The 25,064-nt window shown below is 45.8% G+C and carries 29 protein-coding genes and 1 pseudogene; 19 read left to right on the top strand and 11 right to left on the bottom strand.

Annotated elements, in window-relative coordinates; translation table 11 throughout:
- The first annotated feature begins 54 nt into the window (after positions 1–54).
- Positions 55–396 (top strand): response regulator, encoded by a 342-nt coding sequence (locus FEF09_RS20245; RefSeq protein ID WP_186774427.1) that lies wholly within the window; start codon positions 55–57, stop codon positions 394–396.
- A 64-nt stretch (positions 397–460) separates the two neighbouring features.
- On the opposite strand, the gene FEF09_RS20240 is transcribed toward FEF09_RS20245, so the two are convergent.
- On the bottom strand, positions 461–1,849 hold the full coding sequence (locus FEF09_RS20240) for an MFS transporter (protein ID WP_146306786.1): 1,389 nt from the start codon (positions 1,847–1,849) through the stop codon (positions 461–463).
- 391 nt (positions 1,850–2,240) lie between these two features.
- On the opposite strand from FEF09_RS20240, the gene FEF09_RS20235 reads away from it, so the two are divergent.
- Complete coding sequence (locus FEF09_RS20235) at positions 2,241–2,777, top strand: hypothetical protein (protein WP_146306785.1); 537 nt, start codon at positions 2,241–2,243, stop codon at positions 2,775–2,777.
- A gap of 67 nt (positions 2,778–2,844) precedes the next feature.
- Here the strand turns inward: FEF09_RS20235 and FEF09_RS20230 are convergent, their stop codons facing one another.
- From FEF09_RS20230 to FEF09_RS20215, 5 genes are all read right to left on the bottom strand, one after another.
- A complete protein-coding gene (locus FEF09_RS20230; protein WP_146306784.1) occupies positions 2,845–3,069 on the bottom strand; it encodes a hypothetical protein in 225 nt (74 codons plus the stop codon).
- A 47-nt stretch (positions 3,070–3,116) separates the two neighbouring features.
- Positions 3,117–3,623, bottom strand: coding sequence for a CinA family protein (locus FEF09_RS20225; protein ID WP_146306783.1), 507 nt, complete (start codon positions 3,621–3,623; stop codon positions 3,117–3,119).
- The gene (locus tag FEF09_RS20220) at positions 3,620–5,161 is read right to left on the bottom strand and encodes an FAD-dependent oxidoreductase (protein ID WP_146306782.1); all 1,542 of its coding nucleotides are present in this window, start codon (positions 5,159–5,161) and stop codon (positions 3,620–3,622) included. Before FEF09_RS20220 ends, FEF09_RS20225 begins: the two co-directional genes overlap by 4 nt.
- Before the next feature lie 243 nt (positions 5,162–5,404).
- On the bottom strand, positions 5,405–5,734 hold the full coding sequence (locus FEF09_RS33335) for a hypothetical protein (protein ID WP_261387628.1): 330 nt from the start codon (positions 5,732–5,734) through the stop codon (positions 5,405–5,407).
- Between the two features lie 5 nt (positions 5,735–5,739).
- Positions 5,740–6,561, bottom strand: coding sequence for an alcohol dehydrogenase catalytic domain-containing protein (locus FEF09_RS20215; protein ID WP_261387627.1), 822 nt, complete (start codon positions 6,559–6,561; stop codon positions 5,740–5,742).
- A gap of 449 nt (positions 6,562–7,010) precedes the next feature.
- Between FEF09_RS20215 and FEF09_RS20210 the strand changes: the two genes are divergently transcribed.
- From FEF09_RS20210 to FEF09_RS20185, 7 genes are read left to right on the top strand one after another with little or no spacing between them, the layout of a single operon-like run.
- Positions 7,011–8,054: a glycosyltransferase gene (locus FEF09_RS20210; protein WP_146306781.1), complete on the top strand. Its 1,044-nt coding sequence runs from the start codon at positions 7,011–7,013 to the stop codon at positions 8,052–8,054.
- A 17-nt stretch (positions 8,055–8,071) separates the two neighbouring features.
- Positions 8,072–8,809 (top strand): glycosyltransferase, encoded by a 738-nt coding sequence (locus FEF09_RS33330; RefSeq protein ID WP_261387626.1) that lies wholly within the window; start codon positions 8,072–8,074, stop codon positions 8,807–8,809.
- Between the two features lie 32 nt (positions 8,810–8,841).
- A complete protein-coding gene (locus FEF09_RS33325) occupies positions 8,842–9,339 on the top strand; it encodes a glycosyltransferase (RefSeq protein WP_261387625.1) in 498 nt (165 codons plus the stop codon).
- Entirely contained in the window at positions 9,336–9,932 is a 597-nt protein-coding gene (locus FEF09_RS20200) for a D-glycero-alpha-D-manno-heptose-1,7-bisphosphate 7-phosphatase (RefSeq protein ID WP_146306780.1), read from the top strand. The genes FEF09_RS33325 and FEF09_RS20200 overlap by 4 nt, the downstream gene beginning before the upstream one ends.
- The gene (locus tag FEF09_RS20195) at positions 9,908–11,392 is read left to right on the top strand and encodes a PfkB family carbohydrate kinase (RefSeq protein ID WP_186774426.1); all 1,485 of its coding nucleotides are present in this window, start codon (positions 9,908–9,910) and stop codon (positions 11,390–11,392) included. Before FEF09_RS20200 ends, FEF09_RS20195 begins: the two co-directional genes overlap by 25 nt.
- Positions 11,393–12,181: a glycosyltransferase family 9 protein gene (locus FEF09_RS20190; RefSeq protein ID WP_146306778.1), complete on the top strand. Its 789-nt coding sequence runs from the start codon at positions 11,393–11,395 to the stop codon at positions 12,179–12,181. It begins immediately after the preceding gene.
- Positions 12,178–12,510 carry a glycosyltransferase family 9 protein gene (locus FEF09_RS20185; protein ID WP_186774425.1) on the top strand — a complete coding sequence of 111 codons (333 nt, stop codon included), beginning with the start codon at positions 12,178–12,180 and terminating at the stop codon, positions 12,508–12,510. The genes FEF09_RS20190 and FEF09_RS20185 overlap by 4 nt, the downstream gene beginning before the upstream one ends.
- Here FEF09_RS20185 and FEF09_RS20180 read toward each other — a convergent pair.
- From FEF09_RS20180 to FEF09_RS20165, 4 genes are all read right to left on the bottom strand, one after another.
- Entirely contained in the window at positions 12,475–13,455 is a 981-nt protein-coding gene (locus FEF09_RS20180) for a glycosyltransferase family 9 protein (RefSeq protein ID WP_146306776.1), read from the bottom strand. The genes FEF09_RS20185 and FEF09_RS20180 overlap by 36 nt on opposite strands.
- Before the next feature lie 2 nt (positions 13,456–13,457).
- Positions 13,458–14,429, bottom strand: coding sequence for a glycosyltransferase family 2 protein (locus tag FEF09_RS20175; protein ID WP_146306775.1), 972 nt, complete (start codon positions 14,427–14,429; stop codon positions 13,458–13,460).
- 10 nt (positions 14,430–14,439) lie between these two features.
- Positions 14,440–16,158 carry a carbamoyltransferase gene (locus tag FEF09_RS20170; RefSeq protein WP_146306774.1) on the bottom strand — a complete coding sequence of 573 codons (1,719 nt, stop codon included), beginning with the start codon at positions 16,156–16,158 and terminating at the stop codon, positions 14,440–14,442.
- A 105-nt stretch (positions 16,159–16,263) separates the two neighbouring features.
- Positions 16,264–16,539, bottom strand: coding sequence for a hypothetical protein (locus tag FEF09_RS20165; protein ID WP_146306773.1), 276 nt, complete (start codon positions 16,537–16,539; stop codon positions 16,264–16,266).
- A gap of 247 nt (positions 16,540–16,786) precedes the next feature.
- Here FEF09_RS20165 and FEF09_RS33320 point away from each other — a divergent pair, with 247 nt between their 5' ends.
- Together FEF09_RS33320 and FEF09_RS20160 are read left to right on the top strand one after the other, a co-directional pair.
- A complete protein-coding gene (locus tag FEF09_RS33320) occupies positions 16,787–16,966 on the top strand; it encodes a manganese catalase family protein (protein WP_261387624.1) in 180 nt (59 codons plus the stop codon).
- Positions 16,966–17,718, top strand: a complete 753-nt coding sequence (locus FEF09_RS20160) for a manganese catalase family protein (RefSeq protein ID WP_261387623.1) — start codon at positions 16,966–16,968, stop codon at positions 17,716–17,718. The genes FEF09_RS33320 and FEF09_RS20160 overlap by 1 nt, the downstream gene beginning before the upstream one ends.
- Before the next feature lie 68 nt (positions 17,719–17,786).
- On the opposite strand, the pseudogene FEF09_RS20155 reads toward FEF09_RS20160, so the two are convergent.
- Positions 17,787–18,656: pseudogene (locus tag FEF09_RS20155) on the bottom strand (bestrophin family protein).
- A 180-nt stretch (positions 18,657–18,836) separates the two neighbouring features.
- Here FEF09_RS20155 and FEF09_RS20150 point away from each other — a divergent pair.
- From FEF09_RS20150 to FEF09_RS20115, 8 genes are all read left to right on the top strand, one after another.
- Positions 18,837–19,961, top strand: a complete 1,125-nt coding sequence (locus FEF09_RS20150; protein ID WP_146306772.1) for an NAD(P)/FAD-dependent oxidoreductase — start codon at positions 18,837–18,839, stop codon at positions 19,959–19,961.
- A 6-nt stretch (positions 19,962–19,967) separates the two neighbouring features.
- Positions 19,968–20,681 (top strand): methyltransferase domain-containing protein, encoded by a 714-nt coding sequence (locus FEF09_RS20145; protein WP_146306771.1) that lies wholly within the window; start codon positions 19,968–19,970, stop codon positions 20,679–20,681.
- 163 nt (positions 20,682–20,844) lie between these two features.
- Positions 20,845–21,729 carry a type III polyketide synthase gene (locus tag FEF09_RS20140; protein WP_261387622.1) on the top strand — a complete coding sequence of 295 codons (885 nt, stop codon included), beginning with the start codon at positions 20,845–20,847 and terminating at the stop codon, positions 21,727–21,729.
- Positions 21,723–22,520 (top strand): SDR family oxidoreductase, encoded by a 798-nt coding sequence (locus FEF09_RS20135; RefSeq protein WP_146306770.1) that lies wholly within the window; start codon positions 21,723–21,725, stop codon positions 22,518–22,520. Before FEF09_RS20140 ends, FEF09_RS20135 begins: the two co-directional genes overlap by 7 nt.
- A gap of 3 nt (positions 22,521–22,523) precedes the next feature.
- A complete protein-coding gene (locus FEF09_RS20130; RefSeq protein ID WP_146306769.1) occupies positions 22,524–22,970 on the top strand; it encodes a 3-hydroxyacyl-ACP dehydratase FabZ family protein in 447 nt (148 codons plus the stop codon).
- The gene (locus FEF09_RS20125; protein ID WP_146306768.1) at positions 22,963–24,234 is read left to right on the top strand and encodes a beta-ketoacyl-[acyl-carrier-protein] synthase family protein; all 1,272 of its coding nucleotides are present in this window, start codon (positions 22,963–22,965) and stop codon (positions 24,232–24,234) included. Before FEF09_RS20130 ends, FEF09_RS20125 begins: the two co-directional genes overlap by 8 nt.
- Positions 24,231–24,494: an acyl carrier protein gene (locus tag FEF09_RS20120; RefSeq protein ID WP_222597046.1), complete on the top strand. Its 264-nt coding sequence runs from the start codon at positions 24,231–24,233 to the stop codon at positions 24,492–24,494. Before FEF09_RS20125 ends, FEF09_RS20120 begins: the two co-directional genes overlap by 4 nt.
- Positions 24,491–25,030, top strand: coding sequence for a 4'-phosphopantetheinyl transferase superfamily protein (locus tag FEF09_RS20115; protein ID WP_146306767.1), 540 nt, complete (start codon positions 24,491–24,493; stop codon positions 25,028–25,030). Before FEF09_RS20120 ends, FEF09_RS20115 begins: the two co-directional genes overlap by 4 nt.
- Positions 25,031–25,064: the final 34 nt, after the last annotated feature.

Raw genomic sequence — 25,064 nt, 5'->3', positions numbered from 1 at the left:
CGAGAATGAATGGGTGCATCCCTATTTTATTTTACCTCTTTAAATTTAATTGTAATGAAGTCTATCTTATTAATTGATGACGATGCAGATGAAATTAGTATCCTGAATGAAGCCGTGGAAATGACAGGCACTGATAGTGTCTGCGATTGGGCGCAAGGTGTCGACGTTGCTTACAGATTATTAAAGGGAAACCAACCCGACCTGATCCTGCTGGATTACAATATGCCGGGGCGTAATGGTTTGTTATGTCTTGAAGAACTGAAAGGGAATCAGCAGCTGCGCCATATTCCCATCGTGATGTACTCTACTTATATTGATTACGGTTTGCGACAGGAAGCGATGAAAAAGGCGCTTTTCGTTGTATCCAGAAGACAACGTCTGTATATGATCTGGTAAGGGAATTACAGAAGCTGCTGATACAGGTCTGATACCTTTCGGGATCTCAGACCTGCACAGATTTTTACTTCTTATTTCTTCTGGATAGTACTGCTGGTACACTGATCAACCGTGCTTTGAAAGATAGCAGCATTTCTTCCAGTACAATTCCTTTTCTTTCTTCTCCTGATTCCGCTACTTTTTTAAGCAGGCGGGTAGATAATGCTGCCAGCACTGCACTCATGATAAAGAAGAAATTCCATTGACTCTTCCATATGGCTGCCCATACCTGTTGATGATGTGCGAAAAAATCGGCCAGTATACCACCCAACAAGGGAGCAGCAGCCGAACATAATGCGATCATCATATTTTTAGCAGACAGATATACCATCGCGTGACCGGAAGGTGCCAGCTTAATCCCAAGATTATTCAACGAAAGATTAATACCTGAGTTAGCTATTCCCGTCAATATGTTGATCAGCGTCAATAATGCAATCGTAAAATGAACAGAAGCAGAGACTGCTGTAAATGCCCATGCCAGCATAGCTGCGACATACAAAGAAGCACAGATCAGGATCACTGTTTTGTTGCTGTATTTGTCTGAATAACGTCCCCAGATTCGTACGAACATAATACCACTTAACTGACCCACGATGGCCATCACTGTCACCATGAATACAGAAAGCCCCATTGTCTTCAACATATAAACTGTGAGAAAAGGAGTTGCCAGATTTACTGCAAAGATCCAGCTGCCATTGAAGAACAACAGGCGTTTGAAATTTTGGTCTTTCAGTGGTAATACATATTGCTGAATAAGATTATCAGGCTGTACTGTTGCCAGTGGTTCCGGCGTGCGGATCAGTAGCCACAAACTGGATAAACCAGCCACACTGCCTGCAAGAAACAAGGCGGTTAATGCCGCAGTTTCATACTCAGGAAAGCGCGTTTTTACAAAGTCGATCAATAGGGATACTGTCAGACTCAGCGTTACATTCAATATTTGCGTCAGCCGTGTTCGCTGTGCATAAAAACTCCCCAGTTTTTCTCCCGGTAAGAGGTCTTTCATCCACGAATTCCATGTAGCTCCGGCCAGAGAGCCAAACAAGTAGTGAAAGAAAAGCAGCGAGATTAATGTATGTATCGTTGTCCCTGTTGTGAATACAAATGGCATCAGGCCAATCACGATCAGCGGGAACCTGGCAAAGGCGGTACAGGCAACCGTAATCACACGCCGGTTGTTATAACGTTGCGCCAGCCATATGGCAAATAGCTGAAAGATATTGGTAAACGTTGGTAATGCTGCCAGCAATCCTATCTGAAAATTGGAAGCGCCGAGTTTTAAGGCGAGTGCAGTAAGGAATGTACCTCCGGTCAGTACGACCATTGTTTCTACTGCCAATCCATCTTTGGTGACCAGATTCATGCCTGTGTTCACCTGTTCTTCTGTTAACTGTGTAGTGGGTGTAAGTTTCATTGATACTCCTTCCCGTCATTGCTGACGAGCCAAAATGTTGCGGTGTTTTTCTAAAATCTGGTTCGGGATAAAATAGTCGTCTTTTGTCGCTAAAACCTTTGCTGTAGGCAGATCCGGGTTGTCGTTTTTTCTAAGACGACGCAAAATTAATTATCACAGTTGATATTTTACATCTGCGCTCATACCCAAAAAGTAGTAGGTTCCTCTATTCATGGGATAATCGTATTTCCGGCATGGCAAATTATTTGTAATACTATTTGTATAAATGATCGTTATGCTGGTACCATTAATAGCACTTGCTGTCGTAATTGTAGGCGTCGTAATATACCTGGTACTTCAGGCTGGTAAGAAGACCAGAGATCAGGGAAACAGAAACTAAAAAAAAATTTATATGGAAAAAGCATTCTCACGCGTAAAAAGCAGCGACGAATATCAGGACCTGCAGGATAGTCCGCAGGATGAAAAGAAAATGCAAGGGGAGGACATAGAAATGGAATTGCCTGATGTGTCTGATATCCCCGGACAAGAGCATATTCATGTACCTCCATTGGGAGAATTGGCAGACACAACGATTTCTTCTGATGATGAGGAAGGTAAGGGGATTCTGGATGATGAAGAAGAGGATGAGCTCGATAATGATGTGGATGTAACGGAAGAAGAGCGCCGCGACCTCGACACCAGTGCTAATGTAACGCCGGGTGAAGAAGATGCAGAAAACCTGAGAAGGGCGGCGCTGGATGATATGGATGAAGACGGTGAGCCATTGAATGAAGGTAGCTTTGGAGAGGAAACATCGGGTAAGGATCTGGATATTCCTGGCGCAGAATTGGATGATACTAATGAGGACATTGGTGCCGAAGATGAGGAGAATAATGCCTATAGCAGGGGAGGTGTGAACAATGATAATATGACAGAAGGTACACCCTGAGAGAAATCTCAATAATTAGTGAATAAAATGTGGTCATCCCGTTTATACGGGATGGCCTTTTTAATGGTTATTTACGCTTCTTTTCCTGATAAGACTTATCCCACTCAATCATGGCTTCCTCTGCAGATTTGCCGCTGCCAAATATCCCGGTGTCTTTATCTGTACCGAGTATACAATGATACATTTCGCCGTCCCTGTAAATAGAAGGACGAAAGTTCTTTACAGATTCAGGAATACCTTCACCGGTATAATCTGTATGTACGATTTCTTTATCAATAGATGTCTGCTTCATAATACATGTTTATGAATAATGCGACAAAGATTATTCCATGCCATGATTCAGATGTGGATCTGTTTGCAGGCCTCATGAAATTTTTGCAATACGGTATTAGTGAAATGTGTTCTTACACTCATTACGCTGCCGGGAGGAGCTGTGATGCGTCCGCATTTAATGCAGTTTTGAAGGTGATAGATCGCATAATGGGCAAACAGCTCATAGATATTCTCTTCAGGCACAGGAGAAGCATAACCGGTGATGGAGATACCCCAGTCAGCAGAGAACAATTGCAACACTGCTGCCGCCATCTGATCTGCTACTTTTTGAGATACGCAATTTGTATTACCGGCATGCACCGGATCAATCTTCAGGTGCCGCGCTTTTTGCCCTATATTATAGACAGTAATACCGCCTTGTAATATCTGCGTAGCGCCATCCGCAAGAGAGAAGGCCACCTGCAGCTGACCGGCTGTTACGCTCTCTGCCACTGCCAGTGTCTCCTCTCTTTGCTGAAGAATAGCGGATATATTATTGATGATGTCTATATCGTAACCTCCTGAATCGATCATACTACTTTTGCATTTTCTGAAGATAAAACAAGGGCTTCCAGATCTGCATCCGCAGGACCGGTGATGACTTTGCCATCGTAATTATATCGTGCACCATGACAGGGGCAATCCCATGATCTTTCTGTCTGGTTCCATTTTACATCGCAACCCATATGCGTGCAGGTAGGATTGAGCGCATAGAATTTGCCGGCGTCGTCTCTATATAAAGCCACTTTTTTATCATGATAGCTGACCAGCCTTCCTTCACCTGGCGCCAGATCGCCCAGCTGTTTGAGTTCATCTGCAGAAAACAGTTTACCGAACATTTCTTTGACGACTTCTGTATTGTGCGTAACGAAATTAGTAAAGCCTGCTACTGGTTTGATCCTGTTAGGGTCGAACAGCTTTTCTAATGTCGCATTTTCTTTCAGGATAATGCATTTCAGTAATTGTGCCGCCACCGTACCGAATGTCATACCATTACCACCATATCCTGACGCGACATATACATGGTCTTCATGCCCCGGCAGATAACCGATGTAGGGCAGACCGTCTGCAGGTTCAAAATATTGTGAGGACCATTTATAAGCAACTTCTTTCACTTTAAAATGTTTCCTGACATGGGCCTCCAGTGCGCGGAAACATTTCTCAGTATTTTCTTCAGTTCCTGTTTTGTGGTCCTCTCCGCCAACGATCAGATAAGGTTGCCCTTTCACCACCTGTGTGCGATAATAGTGATAGGGATCGTACATGTCATAACTAAGGTCTTCCGGATAATTATCGTCTTCCAGTGTAACTGCCATTGCGTAACTTCTGTAAGGTGAACAGCGCAGGTGTAATAAATTGATACCGGGTGGAATGTGTGTCGCATATACAACATCTACCGCGTTGAACACACCGGCAGTAGTAGCGACCTTCATTGTATCATCTTCCGTTACATTGATGACACGGCATTGCTGCAATATTGTACCGCCCGCGGCTTCAAATGCCTTTGCAAGGCCGTGTATATATTCCAGAGGATTAAATTTTGCCTGTCCCATAGCGCGTAGGGCTTTGGTGAAAGGAACATTCACCGGAATAGCCGGTTTATAGTCAATTTGCAGTCCCGCATCGGCAGAGGTCTGTCTTATCTTTTCCAGCTCTTTTTCCTGATCAGCATCCTGTGCAAAAAGATAAGCATCGGCTTCGCTGAATCCGCAATCTATGTTGAACCTGTTCACATTATTCCTTATCAGATTGAGGGCCTCTGCAGTAGCGTGGGCAACATGTCTTGCATTGTCCTCCCCAAAATTCTTTGCAATTACATAGTATGGAGTATCCAGCAGAGTGTTCAGGTGGGCTGTAGTACCCCCTGTGGTGCCGAACCCCAGATCATTTGCTTCAGCAATGAGGCATTGTTTTCCTGCTTCCTGTAATAGCAGGCCTGTTGTCAGGCCGGTAATACCGCCACCTACGATTACCACGTCGTATACGGTTTTCCTTTCGGCTCTGCTGGTCGTAATGTAAGGAGCTACATTACCCTGCCATAAACTGGTTTGTGCGCCGTCTCTTTGTATCATGTCTTTTGGAGTTTTGTTCAACAGGAAAAGATCAATTAATATGCCCGACGGGTAATGACAGCATGGTATAGAACTTGTTTACCGACAGGAACAGACATTATGGACGGGAAATTTCAGACGGCTATGCGAGGACGGATGTGCTACTGCACTAACTACATTACCGGAATATAAGAGGAAAAGTGATGCTGATGCAGCTTGTATTATACAAAGGCGTCGCGCCAATGGCGGACGCCTTTGCTCTGATTACGGGTTTAATACAACCTTCACACAACCATCTTCTTTCTTTTTGAAAATATCATAAGCATTACTTGCAGCCGATAGTGGCAGTTTATGTGTGATAATATCATTCAGCGTCACGCGTCCTGAAGATACCAGTTCCATCAGATGATCAATGTACTTTTGCACAGGCGCCTGGCCAGTTTTAATCGTGATCCCCTTATCAAAAATGCGATGCACAGGGAAGTTATCGTATGGACTGCCATAGACACCCACTACGGTTACTGTGCCACCCCGCCGTACTGCCTTGAAACAGTTCTCAAGCACTTTAGGAGTGCCTTTTTCAACATTGATCACTGCTTTTACTTTTCAAGGAAGCTTCTGTCTGCTTCCATCCCTACCGCATCCACACACACATCGGCACCCCGTCCTTGTGTGAGATCGTATATCGCCTGAATAGGATCTGATTCAGAAGAGTTAATGATTTCAACGCCATTGGTATTTTTGGCCATGTCCAGTCTGTACTGTACGGGGTCAATCGCAATCACACGACCGGCTCCCTGTATCCAGGCGGCTTTCTGTGCCATCAATCCAACGGGACCTGCACCAAAAATAGCGACGGTTTCGCCTCCTTTTAACTGCGCCCAGTCAATGGCTGACCAACCAGTAGGGAAGATGTCTGTAAGGAAAAGTGCCTGTTCGTCTGTGAGATTGTCCGGAACTACCCGCGGACCAAAATTCGCAAACGGCACACGTGCATATTCTGCCTGTCCACCGGCATACGCACCGTAAAGGTCTGTATAACCAAACAGTCCGCCACCTTTGCCGGAGGTCATGTCACCTTGTGGACCATAATGCTCTTTGTTACTATTCTCGCAATGGACAGGTAACTGATGATCACAGAAATAGCAATGACCACAGGCGATGGGGAATGGAACAACCACACGATCACCTCTTTTCAGTTTGCTGACACCTGAGCCGGCATCTTCTATAATTCCCATGAATTCATGTCCCATCACCTGGTCTTTCAGCTGAGGAAAGAACCCGTCATAAATATGCAGGTCCGAGCCACAGATGGCAGTTGAGGTCACTTTCACAATGATGTCTTCCGGGTGTTCAATACGTGGATCTTCCACAGTGTCTACACTTATGTCTCCGATTTTGTGGAACACAGCTGCCTTCATAAGATAAATTTTTATGTGATGAGATAATAATGGGAGAGGGAGTAGATAGGACAGTTAAGTGTGTTGTAAAATCATGCCATGGCTATGTGTATGGAGTTTGTATACAGCTTGATGCTTTGATGTGAATAGCATACATCAAGTGTAGAACTCTTGGGGCAATCTGCAATTATAGCTGTAACACCACCATGCAGCAGAAATATTATTAAGCAGCGGCAGCGTCCGCCGGGGAAGCGCTTCAATGCAGTGCTTTACAACGACTAAGAATTGTCGAAAGTAAAATCTTATAAATCAATTATTTCAGAATCGTCACATTTGGTTTGTTTATTGATCTTCCTTTATCCGAGCCCATTTTAGATATGTAAGAACAATTGTCTGGTGAATAAGAGACACATCGGGAAGGTCGAAAGCACATTTTTGTTACCAACTGTCAATCCTATTTAAATATATATATGGCGACTACACAGCAGAGACCCAGGCTGAAGATTTTTACTTGGCACATTCACGGAAGTTATCTGTATTACCTGTCACAGGGCAATTTCGATATCTATATTCCTGTCAACGAGCAGCGCACACCTGGGTACTACGGAAGGGGGAAAACATTTCCATTCGGGGACAACGTTCATGAGATTCCGGTTAAAATGGTGAAGGACTTCGATTTCGATGTCATCCTGTATCAATCTACTAAAGATTATCTGGTAGATCAGTATGATATCCTGTCTCCTTCACAACGCAGGTTGCCCAGAGTGTATCTGGAGCATAACACACCTGCTAAAAATCCTGTAACAACAAGGCACGTCGTAAATGACCGTCGTATCTGTCTTGTGCATGTAACCCATTACAACCGGCTTATGTGGGATAATAACCGTACGCCGGCCACGGTCATTGAGCATGGCGTTAATACACCGGATGTACCTTATACAGGAGAACTGGCTAAAGGTCTCGTGACAATCAATCACCTCCCTCAGCGCGGAAGGGGACTTGGCTGGGATATCTTCCAGCAGGTAAGAAACATACTGCCGGTTGATCTGGTAGGTATGGGTAATGGAGAGGATGGTCTCGGAGAGATCTTGCATCCGCAATTACCATTATTCAGGAGCAGATACCGTTTCTATTTTCATCCTGTAAGACATACCAGTCTTGCACTGGCAGTCTGTGAAGCGATGATGCAGGGTTTACCTGTTGTCGGACTGGCGACTACTGAGCTGGTCACTGTGATAGAAAATGGGAAAAACGGTTTTATTCATACTGATATCAATTACCTCATCAAAAAAATGAAGTTGTTGCTGAATGAACCTGAACTAGCCGCGCAAATGGGGGCAGAAGCCAAAGCGACCGCCATGAAGCGTTTTAATATCGACCGCTTTATTGCGGACTGGGAAAGGTTATTTCATAACGTGTGTAATGGGAATATGAATGAGTTGATCTACACTGACCAGCTTTTCGGTAAACAGACAGCGGATGCTGACCGGAATACCATTGCCAGCGACATCTGATAAAATCATCAAAACTTATGGGACGGAGAATTGCATTTATCAGCGAGCATGCCTCGCCACTGGCTGCTTTGGGCGGTGCTGATGCGGGAGGACAGAATGTGTACGTGGGAGAGGTAGCCAGGCAACTGGCCCATAAAGGATATCAGATCGATATCTTTACACGGCGGGACGATCAGGAGCTACCCAGAGTCGCCAATTTTAGTGACACGATACGGGTTGTACATATAGACGCTGGTCCTGCCAAAGATATTCCCAAAGAAACACTTCTGCAGTATATGCCCGCTTTTACCAGTGATATGTTGCAGTTTATGCAGGAAGAACAGCTGTCTTATGAACTGGTACACGCGAATTTCTTTATGTCAGCGCTTGTGGCGATGGACATTAAGGCAGCACTCGATATACCATTTGTTGTAACGTTTCACGCATTAGGGCATATTCGCCGTATTCATCAGGGTAATAATGATACTTTTCCTGAAGAACGTATCGCTATCGAAGAGCGGGCGGTAAGAGAGGCAAGCCTGATTATCGCCGAGTGCCCGCAGGACAGGGATGACCTGATTAACTATTATCAGGCAGCTGTAGACAAGATTACGATCATACCCTGTGGTGTGAATACGGAGGAATTCTACCCGATGAATAAATCAGTTGCGCGCTCCCTGCTGAAACTTTCTCAGGAAGAACGTATCCTGTTGCAGCTGGGCCGGATGGTACCCAGGAAAGGGGTAGATAACGTGATTGCTGCTTTATCAAACTAAAATTCAGAGACCTCAAAGTAAAATTGCTCATAGTGGGAGGGGATGCTGATACCGTGAATGAACTACATAGATTGCGGTCGCTGGCGGAAGAACTGAACATCAGTGAGCAGGTTGTTTTCGTCGGACAGAAAGAACGGGAAGAATTGAAATACTATTACGCAGCTGCTGACCTGTTTATTACTACACCCTGGTATGAGCCATTTGGTATTACGCCATTGGAGGCCATGGCCTGTGGTACACCGGTCGTAGGGAGTAATGTTGGGGGCATCAAATTCAGCGTACTGGAAGGAAAAACAGGCGCACTTGTACCACCAAAAGATCCGGAGGCATTGGCTGCTAAGGTCAACTCACTGTTACGTTCTCCTGTCAGACTGCGCGAAATGAGTGCAAATGCTATCCGCAGGATCAACAAGTTATTTACCTGGGAATTAGTTGCGCAGGACATGCAGACTGTGTACGAGAAGATCATCGGAAGAAACAGTCTGGTGTATCAGCAGAATTCCGGCAAAGGAGAAAGGCTGAGTTTATGAAGAAGGCAATATTCATAGATAAAGATGGAACATTGATCAGGAATGTTCCTTACAATGTAGATCCTCAGAAAATAACGCTTGAATATGGCGCTATTGAGGGGCTGCAGCTGTTACAGCGCAAGGGATATTCCCTGATCGTGATTTCCAATCAGGCAGGTATTGCGCATGGCTATTTCAAAGAAGCAGACATGCAACCTGTGATCTCCACTATAAGACAATTACTGGGGGATGCTGACATCCGGCTTGACGGATTTTATTATTGTCCGCATCATCCCGCCGGGAAGATAGCCGGGTATACAACAAGTTGTAGTTGTCGTAAACCGGCGCCCGGTATGATATTAAAAGCAGCCAAAGAATCAGGGATTGCTCTCCGGGAGTCATGGATGATAGGAGATATTCTGCATGACGTGGAAGCTGGTAACCGTGCCGGCTGCCGTTCTGTGCTCATCAACAATGGGAATGAGACGGTATGGGATATGAATCAGCATTCAAAACCGACATTGATCGCAAAAGACCTGCTGGAAGCAGCGCAGTTTATTGCCAATCATTCATTAACAAACGAGAAGGTATGGAACTCATATATCAGACATTGATCAGGTCTTTTGTACAACCGGCTATCCTTGTAATGGGAGACCTGATGATAGACACGTATCTCAGAGGAGCCAGCACCCGCCTTTCTCCGGAAGCGCCGGTGCCGGTAGTGGATATCAGTTCTCATACATCTGTATTGGGGGGTGGTGCGAATGCGGCGGTTAATCTGCGCAATCTGGGTGCAAAAGTTACTTTCGTGAGTCTGACCGGGGATGATTATGCTGCCGGACTGGCTGCAGAATTACTGGAAAGGGAGGGTGTAAACAATGAAGTGATCCGTTGTGATACCAGGAGGACGATTACTAAAACAAGGGTGATCGCCGGACAGCAATTACTGACCCGTTATGATGAAGGAACGGAAATACAACCAGATGAAGAGTGCGAAAGGCAACTGATAGCGATGCTTGAACAACAATTGCCATTACATGATGCAATATTAATCGCTGATTATAATAAAGGGTTGATCACTGACGGGATAATTGATGCACTGGAAAAGATCAATCAGAAACATAAGAAGTTTATTGCAGTGGATGCAAAGCAGCTATCCCGCTACAAACAATTACGGCCCGATCTGGTAAAGCCCAATTATAAGGAGGCGGCTGCATTACTTCGATTGCCGGAATTGAGCAACAATAAAGCCAGACAGATGGAAGAAATGGGAGCAGGTATCTTTGAAGCGACCGGTGCCGGTATCACCGCACTTACACTTGATGAAGAAGGTGCATTGATTTTCCTGAAGGACCAGCTCCTGTGTCATACTGCTGCCCGACCCGTTAATAACCCAAATGTATCCGGCGCAGGCGATACTTATATCAGTGCATTCATGCTGGCCTGTCTGTCAGATTCGACGCCTGCCACTGCTGCCGAAATAGCTGGTGCAGCAGCAGCTGTCGCTATTGGTAAAAGTAATACTGCGCACTGCAAACAGTCAGAACTGATAGCGTATTTTTCCATGAAGGATAAATATGTGAGAGATCATGCGGAACTGGAAGCTTTGTGTAATATGTATAAGGCACAGGGCAAAAAGATAGTGTTTACTAATGGTTGTTTTGATATTCTGCACAGCGGACATGTCAGCTATCTCGAAAGAGCTGCTTCACTGGGAGACGTATTGATTGTAGGCGTCAATACAGATGAAAGTATCAAACGACTGAAAGGGTCCGAACGTCCTATCAATAATCTGGGTGATCGCATACAGGTACTGGCGGGATTGGGCGCCATTACCCATCTCATTTCTTTTGGCAGTGAAGCGAATGATACACCGGAACCACTCATCCGTATTATTCAGCCAGCAGTATTTGCCAAAGGTGGAGACTATAGCAGAGAATCGCTGCCGGAAGCAGCAGCGGTGGAAGAATATGGCGGAGAAATAATATTATTGCCGCTTGTACCGGACCGTTCAACTACCCTGATCATTAAACGAATCTATACAACGCCTGTTTTAAAAGTAGCGGAAGCATAAATGAAAAACGAATGGCATTCCTGCCGCCGTATATTATGTATACGGCCGGATAATATAGGAGATCTGTTGATGAGCACTCCGGCTATAAAAGCCCTGAAGGAAACGTTCCATTGTCATGTCACAGTACTTGTATCTACCATGGGTGCGGCCGTCGTTCCCGAAATTCCCGAAATAGACGATGCAATCATCTGCGATGTACCCTGGGTGCAGACCAATAATATTCCCCTTCCTTCACAGTTTCATGAATTGGTGCAACGGCTGAAAGAACGTCACTTCGACGCAGCAGTTATTTTTACCGTATATAGCCAGAATCCGATGCCGTCCATTCTGTTGGCTTATCTGGCGGAGATTCCGCTAAGGCTGGCTTATTGCCGGGAGAATCCATATCATTTGCTGACGCATTGGATACCGGATGAAGAACCTTATCGTTTTATCCGTCATCAGGTGTTACGTGATCTTGAGTTAGTGGCCAGTGTAGGTGGTATTATAAGAGACAGACAGCTTAGCATACGCGTGCAGGAAAAGTTATGGCCACTGGTATGGAATAAATTACAGGCACTTGGCATAGATCCTGAGCAACCCTGGCTGATTCTCCATCCGGAGGTATCTGAACAGAAAAGGAAATACGCAGTGACGGATTGGATCAGTGCAGGCAGGAAGATCCTCGCAAAAAGGGATTGTCAAATAGTGATTACGGGGAAAAGTAATGAAGCTGAAGCAGCCGCTATTGCTGCAGGGATAGGCGGAAACTGTTTCCCGGCTGCGGGGTGTTTAATCTGCAGGAGTTGATAGTACTTATTGCCCATGCACCTTTACTGGTATCTGTTAATACCGGTACAGTGCATATCGCTGCTGCCGTTCAGACGCCGGTGCTGGTGGTGTACGCACTGACTAATCCACAACATATACCATGGGCCGTCACCAACGAAGTATTATATTTTGATGTGCCTGAAAATATGCAGAGTAAAAATGAGGTGGTAAAACATGTATATCAGTCTTTCTCCCGTCAGGAACTGCCGCTTGCCACACCGGCAAGGATTGCTGATACGGTAGCAGCAATGCTGACAAGGCGGAGCGCCTCGTCAGGTAGCCTCGAGGAGCCGCATGCCTTGCCGTAATACGATTTCATAATCGGGTTCACTTGTCCAGTCTATTGTATAATGTAGTTGTTTGTTCAATGGCGCCCATCTACCGGGTTCTCCATCCATACTGATGACGACACTCGGTGTTTCAAATGCAGCCGCCATATGAGAAACGCCTGTGCAGTTGGATAATAATGCTCTGGCGTTTTTAATCAATACACCCAGACTACCTAATGTTGTCAATCCTGCTGTATTGATAGATTTATGTTTCATTAATCCCGCTACTTCTTCCGTGAGTGGTCTTTCATCCTTCGTACCTGTCAGTATGATCTTCCATCCTTTCTCTGCAAATTCATCGGCCATCGCAGCAAACATGTGTGGCGGCCACTGCCGCCAGCTGCCTCTCGAACCGGGATGCACACAAAGGTATTCCTGTGCTTCCAACGGGAGACAGAGTTGATTGAATTCGTCCATGTCCTTTGCGGTGATGGGAAACTCCAGCTGTGTACCCTGACGGGGAATATCAAGGTATTCCATCAGCAACAGGTGTCTTTCTACTTCTGATACGCTTTCCGGATACTCAAGGAAAAGGCCGGCATCCGGACAACCGTCTTCGCGGCGCCAGTACCCGGCCGTATATCGTCCACCTAACAATGCAACCATTGGATTTACGACGGACCCGTTTCCCTGCATCTGTAATACAAGATCAAATTCCCGCTCCTGCATTGCTGTGAGGAACGGAGGGATCTGTGCAGGTATGATCGGCTGTTCCGGTAAGCCGGGATAACCGGGAAAGTGTATGAATTCATCAATGTAATGATGGAAGCGTTCCACAAATGATGCTGCCCATGGCAATCCCAGCAGACTGATATGTGCTTCAGGAAATGCAGTGCGCAGGGCACGGAATGCCGGCACACTACATAACATATCTCCCAGTTGTAAAGCACGGAAGATGGCAATCTTTTTAACAGATGTTTGCATATTTACAGATAAAGTACTTTATAACGCCATGACCCGTACAAGCTCCAATAAATAGCTGCAAAGGGTATGGCTGCTGATGTAACGATCATTTCCAATACATGCGACGTGCTATGAGATGTATGGCGTAGCCGTCTGCCTGCAAATAATCCAGTCAGCAATAACCATGCACCAAACGAAACGGTGGCTGTTGTGTAATCGCCTGTTATCAGGAACACAGCGCCCAGTATAAAGAAAAGGAGCATCATGTAATAATTCCATGCAGGCCGCTTTTGTATACGTTTGCGGTATTCCAGCGGGAATTTTTTATACAGTAATGCGTTGAAAATATTTTTCTTCTGCTCTTTGATACTCACTCCCCAGCCAGCTTTACGGACAGGGTGTACCACAATCGCCTTTTGCAGGTGATAAATGGGAATATGGTGTTGCAGCAAACGGAATTCCAGATCACTATCTTCCCGCCATGCTGCTTCAAATGATTCATCAAAGCCACCGACAGTTTCAAGCGCTTCTCTGGTACAGGCACAATTAGCTGTTACGAAGTCGGCCTTTTCCAATTGTGCAGTATTCAGTTCATAGTCGGTAGGACGTCCTTTTATCGGCACGACAACAGGACCTGTATAGACGATAGCCGGTTCCCCTTTCCATGCGTTCCAGATACTTTGTATCCAGAAAGGATCTGGTTGTGTATCATCGTCTGTAAATGCGATTAAGGGAGCTTCACTCGCTTTCCAGCCGGCATTCCTTGCAGTGGCCGGTCCTTTTTTTTGTGGTAGTGCGATATACCGTACATCGACGAGTCCTGCATATTTCCAGCTGCAGGCTACCTGTCGGGTATATTTATCGGGTCCGTCACTGACGACGATCACTTCAATTGCGCTGAGATCAAATTCCTGCGCTTCCAGCGCCTGCAGACAACGGGAGAGTAATTCAGGGCGTTGATAAGAGGGAATTACAACGCTTACTTTTTTTTCCATAGCGACAGTTTTATTTCTGAACAAGAAAAGAACCTATTACTAAAGCGTCAAAAGGGGAGGACCAGAAGCATTCTATGGCATCCCGCGGTGTACATACGATGGGTTTACCTAACGTATTAAATGAGGTGTTGATCAATACAGGTACGCCTGTTTTTTGGTAAAAGGCTTGTAAAAGATCGTAGTAACGCGGGTGTTGATCCCGGTTAATGGTTTGTATACGGGCAGTGCCGTCTACGTGTGTCACTGCCGGAATTTTATCTTTTTTATCCTCTTTTACATTGTATACAAACAGCATGAAAGGAGAGAAGTGTGCATCCTCAAACCATTCAGCGGCGACATCTTCAAGGACAACCGGCGCTACCGGCCGGAAGTCTTCACGGTCTTTCACCTCGTTCAGTCTGGCCTGCATATTGGCCGAAATGGGAGATGCAAGAATAGAACGACTGCCTAATGCGCGTGGCCCAAACTCCATACGTCCCTGATACCAGCCGATGATTTTGTACTGTGCTAACAGTGCTGCAGTTTCTTCTGCTACATTCTCCAGTTTTTTGTAAGGTGTTTTCGTCCAGTCGAGGAAAGCTTTTATCTCATCATCTCCATATTCCGGGCCCCAGTAAGCATGATCCATGCGAAAGGTTTTTTGCTGGCTGCCACGTTCTTTTGCATCTGTCCATAAAGCAGCGCCCAGTGCAGTGCCGGCATCACCTGAAGCGGGTTGTACCCAGATGTTTTTAAAAATACCTGCGTCTCTGATCTTTGCATTCAATACACAATTTAAGGCAACTCCGCCTGCAAAACAAAGATTATCAGCCTGCGTTTCTTTATACAACCAATCAGTGAGTTGCAGTACGGATTCCTGCAGAACAGCCTGTAATGAATGCGCGATATTAAAGTGATGTGCAGTGAACTCATCACCTTTTTTTCTGGCAGGACCCAGTAATTCAACCATGCGCTCGTCTTCGATCGCATATTGTCCGTTGTCAAGCATGTTGATCATTGAACGGAATGCGTTGACAAAAACAGGTTTGCCATAAGAGGCCAGTGCCATTACTTTATATTCATCAGAAGAATGGAGGAAGCCAAGATGTGTAGTTACCTTCTCATACAATAATCCGAGTGAGTGCGGCATATTCACCTGACTGATACGTTGCAGGTCATTTCCTTTTCCCATGCTGAATGTAGTGGTTGCTTTTTCACCACGACCGTCTATCGTTAATACAGCTGCCTCATGATAAGGCGAAGGCAGAAATGCACTGGCTGCATGACATAAGTGATGCTCCACGAAATGCCATTGATCGTTATTAAATTGTGCACCACGGAAGCGTTGTTGTAAATGATGCGGATAACCATCTGTCAGCTGTCCGGGTGCGTTGATAATAGCGGAAAGAAATAAGGGATCCCATGGAGATACCCATTTCTCCGGTACGAACTGCGATGGTTGTCTTAATGGAATATCGATCAGACTTTTTGCTGCATCCTCTTCCGGCAGTAAAATAAAAGGATCGAAAGAATAAGAGATATGATCAATATCGCTGAGATGAATATTGGCAGTTTTTAAACAATAATCTATTGCATGATAAGGAAGCTCATAAGCTGAAAAAGGTATTGGTCTTTTTCCATGTTTTACATGTGTGAAGCGTTCATCTTCTGCGGCTGCAATCAGTTGCCCATCTTTTACCAGACATGCTGCAGAGTCATGAAAGGCTGCATTGATTCCCAGAGTGTACATATTAAAAGAGTTTTGTCTTTTCGGTGGGTGTGGTCATTAAGAAGGGCAATGAATGGTGGATGTGCATTCATTGCCCCTGTCTGTCATACGTAGCTACGCTACGGGTTAACTATTTTTGGGAGGTTCCCATTGCACCTTATCGGCGTCATCTGTTGATAAATCATTGTCTTCAAGATCCTCTTCATCGAGTTCTGGCGTATCATCCAGTTCGTCGTCTTCATCTCCTTCGAGGTCTACATCACGATCTACATCATTAACATCATCTGCTTTCAGGCCACCCTGATTGATGTCATTGGCGTCATCTTGCTGATCTTCTGCGAGGTTTGCATTTAATGGATCTTTATTATCATCAGGTAGCTGAATGTTTTCTACTGATTGCATAAGAATATTTTTAGTGGAATGAAATAATTAAGCGCTGTACAATATATATCGGCTCAAAGATTACGCCACTACATTATACAGGTGAAGAATAGCTATCTCCCCCATAAAGGGGAAAGCTTGTCTACACACCTATGTAATATGAGAAACACCTTCAGGAGAAACACTTACAGGGAAATCTGCCATGGCACGCTTATGGTCCTTTCATTAGTACATCTGCACTATTGCTTTACCATAAAAGAACAACACTATGTTTCATCATGTAAAAGATCTACAGTTTAATGTGCGTGTATCTGCACCTGATCCACGCTTTGCTGCATTGTTACTGGAACAGTTTGGTGGTGCTAACGGAGAATTGAAAGCTGCGATGCAATACTTTGTACAGGCATTTGGTGCAAAAAACCTTATCCTGACAAATATGACATGCTGATGGATATTGCTACGGAAGAGTTTAGTCATCTGGAGATTGTAGGGGCGACTATTCAGCTATTGTTACAGGGAGTCAACGGGGAGTTGAAAAATGCGGCTGATAACTCTGAAATCATGCAGACGATGCAAGGCACTGCGAGGAAAGAAGAATACATTCATCAGGCAATGATGCATCCGGAGTTTCTGGTACATAGCGGCGGTGGCCCGATGCTTACGAATTGTCAGGGTGTACCATGGACCGGAGCTTACATTAATGCGAACAATGATCTTACTGTTGATCTGCGTTCCGATATGGCAGCGGAATCAAGAGCAAAGATCACTTATGAATACCTGATGAAGTTTACGGATGATCCTTATGTAAAGGAGACGCTCACTTTCCTGATGACTAGAGAGATTGCCCACTTCCAGATGTTTGAAGCAGCGCTCGATACTATACAGCCTAATTTTCCACCGGCTGTATTACAGGGAGATCCGCGATATAGCAACAAGTACTTCAATATGTCAGATACCAGTAAAGTACGTGGCCCGTGGAATGAGGGGCTCAGCACTCAGCTGGGGGAAGAGTGGCAGTATATTGACAATCCGGTGAGCTACGTGCGTGAAACGAAAGGTATGATGGGTATTCAGCCGGAAGGTACTAATCGTACAGTAAAAGACGTGAATGATATGGACCAGCAGCTGAGTGAACTCAGAAGTACAGAAGTCAATGCAACTGCTCAATCTGGAGAAGCACAGTGGAGCAGCTACAAATAAAAGGTTATGGTTTATAGATAAGGTGGAGTGGGGTCGGCGTAAGCTGGCCCCTCTTTTTTTATGAAGGATCAGCTGATATAATAATCTGTCGGCGCTGCATCGGGTACAACCGGTTTGCCGGTCATTTCCAGTAATGTATTCTCAATCATCCTGCTCATGGCATCCAGCGCAAGATCATTCGGCGCCATCCCGAAGGGTTCTTCCAGCTCATCTGCAATAGCTTCGAGCGCAACGAATGTGTAAGCGATAAATGTTACGATAATGGGTGTCATCCAACCGAGGCTGTCTACAAAACCAAAAGGCAGTAACAGACAGTATATATACCGTCCGGTGTAAAAGTACGCTGTAAGTATACGGAATAGGAGTGCCGGCCAGTCGCTCGCAGCCACCGACAATGTCGGAGAGCTTATTGAAGTTTTCGTCAAAAGCCGCCTGCTGGATGGAATCTATCTTTCCGGATTGCTTTGCAGCCTGTACCCATTCACCCATTTCTTTCATCAGCATAATGGGTTTGTAATGAGCACTTTTGATGCTTGTTGCCAGGGAGGGACTTAACAATCTGTCCATATCAAGTCCACCTTCCGTACGGCGTAACTGGTGTTTTAAACTATAGGTAAAGGCTATCAGGTATTGAATAAAGTCCTTTGGTTCGGGTGCATCTTTCGGATAACTGCTCAGGGTCAGTGCCTGTCTGGCGAGGGAGCGGGTATCGTTCAGTAAAGCGCCCCATAGTTTTCTGCCTTCCCAGAAGCGGTCATAACTGGCATTATTCCTGAAGCCAAGGAAAAGTGCCAGAGCTATACCGAAGAGTGTGAAAGGGGCTGGATTCAGCTGTATTTTCATATGAAAGAACGAACCCCGCAGATATACTACCAAAAAGATAGTCCGAGTAACAGCAGGAGGCGGGGGAATACCCGGGGCAGCACAGAACCTTTCATTACGAACAACATCTTGAACCAGTTCTCTTTCTTTCTGATGATCATGGGACGGATTTGCGCACAAAATTATGCATTCGGACTTATTCCGGGTTCGTCATTTCAGGAATTTGACGTACACTTGTTGCAACATATAGTTTGTCATTTGATGTTTGGAAGCTTAAAATCAATTAGTTAAGTTCAATGCCGGTAAATGATATCATCATTGTAGGAGGCGGGCTGGCCGGATTAACCAGTGCCCTGCACCTGTTACGTGCAGGGTTGCGCGTTACTGTCATTGAGAAAAGCTCCTTTCCGAAACATAAGGTCTGCGGAGAGTATATCTCTAATGAAGTGCTGCCTTACCTTCAATGGCTGGGGGCTGATCCGGGCGTCTTGCAGCCTGCACGTATTGAAAGGGTTTGTATATCAACCGTTTCAGGAAAGCGCGTGGAATCCACCCTGCCACTGGGAGGTTTTGGCGTAAGCCGTTATGCGTTGGATCATTTCCTGATGCAGCAGGTGCTGGCAGCTGGTGGGGTCATATTGGAAGATACCGTCAGCGATATCCGCTTTGAGCACGATGCTTTTCAGGTCGATACAGCAGCAGGCAGTGTGTTGAGTGCCCGCTTTGTGATCGGGGCTTATGGTAAGCGATCCGGTCTGGATCAGCAGCTGGAAAGGGACTTTTCTGATCAGAAATCTCCCTGGCTGGCAGTAAAGAGCCATTATGAAGGTAGTTTCCCTGACGGACTGGTAGCACTGCACAACTTCATGGGAGGCTATTGCGGTGTCTCCAAAGTGGAGAATAATATCATCAATATCTGTTATCTGGTTAGCTACGATACGTTTAAAAAGTATAAAAACATCGATGCTCACCGGGAGGAAGTCATGTATCGGAACCCGCATTTAAAAGCCGTTTTTGAGGGTTGTAAACCACTTTTTGAGCGGCCGCTGAGTATCAGTCAGGTCTCATTTGCAGAGAAACGTAAGGTAGACCGGCATATTCTCATGACCGGCGATACCGCCGGCCTGATTCACCCGCTTTGCGGAAATGGTATGGCAATGGCCATTCATAGTGCCAAGATCGCTTCGGAACAATTATTGTCTTTTTTCTCCGGGAATGTCTCTTCAAGGGAAGAACTGGAAAGAAGGTATAACAACACATGGCATGTGGCGTTCGGCAAGAGAATGGCAGCCGGCAGATTACTGTCAGCCATATTCAGGAAACAGCAATTCGGGGCTGCAGCAATGAGGGGATTAACGCTATTTCCCGGCTTATTACCGGTAATTATCCGGCAAACACACGGAAAACCTTTAAACAACTAGTTACACATGTTTGTCAATACAGAGCAGCGAACTATTGCTCCGGAACTAATGGATGATTTCCAGATGGAAGGAGAGACGTTGCGGAAAACCCTCGATCAGATCGCTTACATCAATAGAATATTGGGAGGTAACAGGATCACGCTGGACGGCGTTTGTACATTGATGGAACATGTACCTAAAGGTAAAATGATCACAATTGCCGATATTGGCTGTGGTAATGGCGATATGCTCCGGTCAGTGGCAAAGCTGGCCCGTAAGTGTAAATGGCGGGTCAGGTTATTGGGTATTGATGCCAACCGGTTTACAGTAGATTATGCCGGTGAACTATCCGCAGAATACCCGGAAATCACTTACTATTGCATGGATATTATGCAGGACGGGTTCAGGCACATACACTATGATATCGCTTTATGTACGCTTACACTTCATCATTTTGAAGAAAGGCAGATCATAAAATTGATGTCTCTCTTCAGAAGGAATGCGGTATTAGGGATTGTGATCAATGATCTGCAAAGAAGTGCTGTAGCTTACCGGCTATTTCAGGTATTCAGCTGGATCGCCGGACTGGGGAGGATGGCAAAGAGTGATGGTCTCATCTCCATACTCAGGGGTTTTAAAAGAAAAGAAATTGAACAACTATCACAAAAACTGAACTTCAACCAATATACACTCAAATGGAAATGGGCTTTCCGTTATCAGTGGATAATTACTAATGTATGAGCGTTAAAATAACAGCAGTATCGAAAGCCTTACCTCCATATACCAGAAGCACGGAAGAAATCATGCCTTTTTTGGATATCTGGTTATCTGGTCAGGAAGACCGTTTCGCAAGAAAAGTAAAAAAATCTTTGAGAATGCAGCTGTTGACAGACGCTACTCTATCATGAGCCCAGAAGAAGTATTTACCAGCACTTCTTTCGAAGAGAAAAACGATATCTATATCAGAGAAGTGGTGAAGCTTGGTCGTCAGTGTCTGGAAGGGGCACTGGCTAAAGCCGGGCTGGCGCCACAAGATCTGGACTATATCATTACCGTGAGTTGCACGGGTATCATGATCCCTTCTCTGGATGCTTACCTGATCAATCTCCTGCAACTGCGTCAGGATATTGTACGTTTACCCGTTACTGAAATGGGATGCGCTGCAGGTATCTCCGGCATGATTTACGCAAAGAAATTTCTGCAGGCCAATCCCGGTAAAAGAGCCGCTGTGATAGCCGTAGAATCCCCCACCGCTACTTTTCAGCTGGAAGATTACTCCATGCCCAATATCGTGAGTGCCGCTATCTTCGGTGATGGTGCTGCCTGTGTGATCCTGTCTTCGCATGAAGAAGATGAGGGACCACAGATACTGGGTGAAGACATGTATCACTTCTATGAAGCTGAACATATGATGGGTTTCCGGCTTACGAATACCGGTCTGCAGATGGTACTTGATGTAGAAGTCCCTGACACGATTGCCGCACACTTTCCCGCTATCGTACACCCTTTTCTTGATAAACACGGTTGCCGGATAGAAGACGTGGAACACCTGATTTTCCATCCCGGCGGAAAAAAGATCATCCAGACGGTAGAACAGCTTTTTGGTGACATGGGAAAGAATATAGACGATACTAAAGAGGTATTACGTTTATATGGTAATATGTCCAGTGCTACTGTATTATACGTACTCGAGCGCTTTATGGACAGAGGTGTACCGGCGGGTGATAAAGGCCTGATGCTGAGTTTCGGACCCGGGTTTTCCGCACAGCGAATATTGTTACAATGGTAAAAGAATTTCTTGCACACCAATATTGGGCGCTTATTCTTGGCGGCAGCAACGGGCTCGGACTGGCAACTGCCCGTAAGCTCGCGCAGCATGGTATGCATATCTGTATTGTACACCGGGATCCGCGTGTGGAGATGGATCGGATCAATCAGGATTTTGATGCCATAAGAGCAAATGGTGTGGAACTACTGAGCTTTAATGCAGATGCACTGCAAACGGAGAAAAGAAACGATATTTTACTGGCGCTGAAAGCTGCCATAGGCACGGAAGGACGTATCAGAACACTGGTGCATAGTATTGCCAAAGGGAACCTGAAAGCCATGCATCACAGCGAGAATGCGATACTTAGTGCAGATGATTTTCGTATCACACTGGACAGTATGGCGATCAGTCTGTATGACTGGGCACAGGCATTGGTACAGCAGGGCCTATTTGCGGCCGACGCCCGTATACTTTCTTTCACCAGTGAGGGTAGCAGTCGCGCATGGGCACATTATGGCGCCGTAGCTGCGGCCAAGGCTGCCCTCGAAGCAATTACCCGTAACATGGCGCTGGAATTTGCCCCACTCGGCATACGGGCCAACTGCATTCAGGCTGGTGTAACTGACACCCGTTCATTACAGGCCATTCCCGGTAGTGAAGCACTGATCGCATATACAAAACAACGGAACCCTTTTCACCGGCTGACCAGCCCCGAAGATGTTGCCAATGCTGTTTATCTGCTATGTAAGGATGAAGCAGCATGGATCAACGGTGCGGTAATACCGGTGAATGGCGGAGAACATATCAGCTGATATATGACTGTACAAGCAATCCTTGACAAGCTCCCCTTTACGACGCCTTTTCTCTTTGTCGATGGTCTGGACCATATCGATAGTGACAAAGTAAAAGGACATTTTACTTTCCGGGAAGAGCTGGATTTTTATAAAGGACATTTTAAAGGTTATCCTGTTACACCGGGTGTGATCCTGACAGAAGTAACGGCACAGATCGGATTGGTTTGTCTGGGTATTTATCTGATGGGGGAGGAGGAGCTGGGAGCGCATATGAGCTTTGGCCTCACATCCACAGAAATGGAATTTATGCGCCCCGTTTTTCCGGGAGAAAAAGTGACGGTGGAAGGCGAGAAGGTATACTTTCGTTTTGGTAAACTGAAATGTCGGGTGACCATGAAAAACGAAGCACAGGAAGAGGTATGCAGTGGCGTTATTGCCGGAATGATCATTACCAAAGCACATGAATAAAAGAGTAGTTGTGACCGGTCTGGGTGTAGCAGCGCCCAATGGCGTTGGGATTCCCGCTTTTACGGAAGCGATCAAAACGGGTACTTCCGGTATCCGTCATGATGCAGAACTGGCGGCATTACAGTTCTCCTGCCAGATTGCAGGGAAACCCGAAGTGCCGGAAAGCCTGCAGCTACAATATCTTGATCCGCTGGAACTGAGAAGCTTCAACAGCAATGGTATCCTTTACGGATTGATAGCAGGTATGGATGCGTGGAAGGACGCACAGCTGCCCACAGGTCCGGAGCTGGCGCCCGACTGGGACAGTGGTACCATCTTCGGCGCAGGTTCTGCCGGCGTAGACAAGCTGCGGGAGGCCATCTATAAAGTGGATGCGCTGAATGTACGCCGTCTGGGCAGTACAGTAGTACCGCAGACAATGGCCAGTGGTATCAGTGCGTGGTTGGGTGGGAAACTGGCGCTGGCCAATCAGGTTACAACCAATTCATCTGCCTGTACAACAGGAGCGGAGAGCGTACTGATGGCATATGACCGTATCCGCAATGGTTATGCGAAACGTATGCTGGCAGGTAGTACGAGCGATGCCGGACCGTATATATGGGGTGGTTTTGACGGACTGAAAGTATGCACATTTAAACATAATGATAATCCTGCTGCCGGTTCCAGACCTATGAGTGCTTCTGCCAGTGGTTTTGTGCCCGGCAGTGGTGCCGGTGCATTGCTGCTGGAGTCTTTGGAGAGTGCGTTGGAAAGAGGAGCTACCATCTATGCGGAGGTATTAGGCGGCCATGTCAATTCAGGTGCGCAAAGAGGGGACGGTTCGATGACAGCCCCCAATAGTATTGCAGTACAACGTTGTATCAGGGAAGCGGTGAAAGCCGCCGGTATCGATGCCGCAGATATTGATGCTATTAACGGACATCTGACTGCAACGGGTAAGGATGCACTGGAAGTGGAGAACTGGAGTATTGCACTTGACAGAAGAGGGAAAGACTTCCCATACCTGAACGCACTGAAAGGGATGATAGGACATTGCCTCAGCGGCTCGGGCAGTATAGAACTGGTGGCGGCCGTATTACAATTACACGAAGGATTTTTATTCCCTAATATCAACTGCGAAGACCTGCATCCGGAGATTGCAGCGATTGCAGACCCCGAAAAAATACCCCGGCAATTGATCTATAAAGAATTAAATTTGATCGCGAAGGCCAGTTTTGGTTTTGGAGATGTGAATGCCTGCGTGATTTTAAAGAAGTACAAATGAAAACGATGGATAAAGAAACGCTGATCGCACAATTAAAAGAGATCGTCAAACCGTATGCGAAAGACCAGGACGCTTTACAAAACATCAACGAACACACGGATTTTGTAAAGGACCTCAAAATTAACTCTGCCAATCTGGTAGATGTGATACTCGATGTAGAAGAACAATTCAACATAGTGATAGACAATGAAGCGATGGAACATATGTTGAATGTGAAATCGGCGATGGAGATCATTGAAGCCAAACTTGGCGGACAATGATCGGCAACGACATTGTAGATCTCCGTCTTGCCTGTCAGGAAAGCAACTGGCAGAGAAAAGGATATCTGGGCAAGATCTTTACAGCTGCGGAGCAGGAAATGATCTGTCAGGCCAGCGAGCCATCAGATATGGTATGGTTGCTCTGGAGCTGTAAAGAGGCGGCTTATAAGATTGTTAACCGGGTGACCAATGTCAGAATCTATAACCCCGTAAAGTTTGACTGTACCTTATTACAACAGAATGGGCATGCTGTTACAGGCAGGATATTGCACGAATCAAAAAGCTATGCCTTTATCAGTAACAGACAAGATAGCTGTATACACACCGTAGCTGTTGCGCATGAGATCTTTTTTGACAGATTGGATATCTATACAGGCAGTAGCTGGCCGATACATTTGTTTGATGAATGCGCGCTGATGAAAAATCAGGATGGCGTACCCTATATGATGAACTGTTACAACAACTCTCCTGTACCTGTTTCTATTAGTCATCATGGTGAGTATTATGGTCTGGTCAGAAGGAAGACACAATTGTAAAAGGTGCAATTTTTGAAGCTGGTCATGTAAAGAC

It is taken from the genome of Chitinophaga pinensis, from assembly GCF_007896845.1.
GTDB lineage: Bacteria > Bacteroidota > Bacteroidia > Chitinophagales > Chitinophagaceae > Chitinophaga > Chitinophaga pinensis_C.
This window is presented reverse-complemented; position numbering and strand designations above follow the sequence as displayed.

Excerpts from the sequence above, each read along its gene's own strand:
- FEF09_RS20115 (WP_146306767.1), top strand. The coding sequence starts at position 24,491 with ATGATCGGCAACGACATTGTAGATCTCCGTCTTGCCTGTCAGGAAAGC.
- FEF09_RS20135 (WP_146306770.1), top strand. The coding sequence starts at position 21,723 with ATGGTAAAAGAATTTCTTGCACACCAATATTGGGCGCTTATTCTTGGC.
- FEF09_RS20215 (WP_261387627.1), bottom strand. The coding sequence starts at position 6,561 with ATGAAGGCAGCTGTGTTCCACAAAATCGGAGACATAAGTGTAGACACT.
- FEF09_RS20125 (WP_146306768.1), top strand. The coding sequence starts at position 22,963 with ATGAATAAAAGAGTAGTTGTGACCGGTCTGGGTGTAGCAGCGCCCAAT.
- FEF09_RS20160 (WP_261387623.1), top strand. The coding sequence starts at position 16,966 with ATGGATATTGCTACGGAAGAGTTTAGTCATCTGGAGATTGTAGGGGCG.
- FEF09_RS20200 (WP_146306780.1), top strand. The coding sequence starts at position 9,336 with ATGAAGAAGGCAATATTCATAGATAAAGATGGAACATTGATCAGGAAT.
- FEF09_RS20165 (WP_146306773.1), bottom strand. The coding sequence starts at position 16,539 with ATGCAATCAGTAGAAAACATTCAGCTACCTGATGATAATAAAGATCCA.
- FEF09_RS20225 (WP_146306783.1), bottom strand. The coding sequence starts at position 3,623 with ATGATCGATTCAGGAGGTTACGATATAGACATCATCAATAATATATCC.
- FEF09_RS20140 (WP_261387622.1), top strand. The coding sequence starts at position 20,845 with ATGAGCCCAGAAGAAGTATTTACCAGCACTTCTTTCGAAGAGAAAAAC.
- FEF09_RS20210 (WP_146306781.1), top strand. The coding sequence starts at position 7,011 with ATGGCGACTACACAGCAGAGACCCAGGCTGAAGATTTTTACTTGGCAC.
- FEF09_RS20235 (WP_146306785.1), top strand. The coding sequence starts at position 2,241 with ATGGAAAAAGCATTCTCACGCGTAAAAAGCAGCGACGAATATCAGGAC.
- FEF09_RS20195 (WP_186774426.1), top strand. The coding sequence starts at position 9,908 with ATGGAACTCATATATCAGACATTGATCAGGTCTTTTGTACAACCGGCT.
- FEF09_RS20240 (WP_146306786.1), bottom strand. The coding sequence starts at position 1,849 with ATGAAACTTACACCCACTACACAGTTAACAGAAGAACAGGTGAACACA.
- FEF09_RS20145 (WP_146306771.1), top strand. The coding sequence starts at position 19,968 with ATGTTTGTCAATACAGAGCAGCGAACTATTGCTCCGGAACTAATGGAT.
- FEF09_RS20175 (WP_146306775.1), bottom strand. The coding sequence starts at position 14,429 with ATGGAAAAAAAAGTAAGCGTTGTAATTCCCTCTTATCAACGCCCTGAA.
- FEF09_RS20150 (WP_146306772.1), top strand. The coding sequence starts at position 18,837 with ATGCCGGTAAATGATATCATCATTGTAGGAGGCGGGCTGGCCGGATTA.
- FEF09_RS20170 (WP_146306774.1), bottom strand. The coding sequence starts at position 16,158 with ATGTACACTCTGGGAATCAATGCAGCCTTTCATGACTCTGCAGCATGT.
- FEF09_RS20190 (WP_146306778.1), top strand. The coding sequence starts at position 11,393 with ATGAAAAACGAATGGCATTCCTGCCGCCGTATATTATGTATACGGCCG.
- FEF09_RS20230 (WP_146306784.1), bottom strand. The coding sequence starts at position 3,069 with ATGAAGCAGACATCTATTGATAAAGAAATCGTACATACAGATTATACC.
- FEF09_RS20245 (WP_186774427.1), top strand. The coding sequence starts at position 55 with ATGAAGTCTATCTTATTAATTGATGACGATGCAGATGAAATTAGTATC.
- FEF09_RS20120 (WP_222597046.1), top strand. The coding sequence starts at position 24,231 with ATGAAAACGATGGATAAAGAAACGCTGATCGCACAATTAAAAGAGATC.
- FEF09_RS33330 (WP_261387626.1), top strand. The coding sequence starts at position 8,072 with ATGGGACGGAGAATTGCATTTATCAGCGAGCATGCCTCGCCACTGGCT.
- FEF09_RS20180 (WP_146306776.1), bottom strand. The coding sequence starts at position 13,455 with ATGCAAACATCTGTTAAAAAGATTGCCATCTTCCGTGCTTTACAACTG.
- FEF09_RS20220 (WP_146306782.1), bottom strand. The coding sequence starts at position 5,161 with ATGATACAAAGAGACGGCGCACAAACCAGTTTATGGCAGGGTAATGTA.
- FEF09_RS33320 (WP_261387624.1), top strand. The coding sequence starts at position 16,787 with ATGTTTCATCATGTAAAAGATCTACAGTTTAATGTGCGTGTATCTGCA.
- FEF09_RS20130 (WP_146306769.1), top strand. The coding sequence starts at position 22,524 with ATGACTGTACAAGCAATCCTTGACAAGCTCCCCTTTACGACGCCTTTT.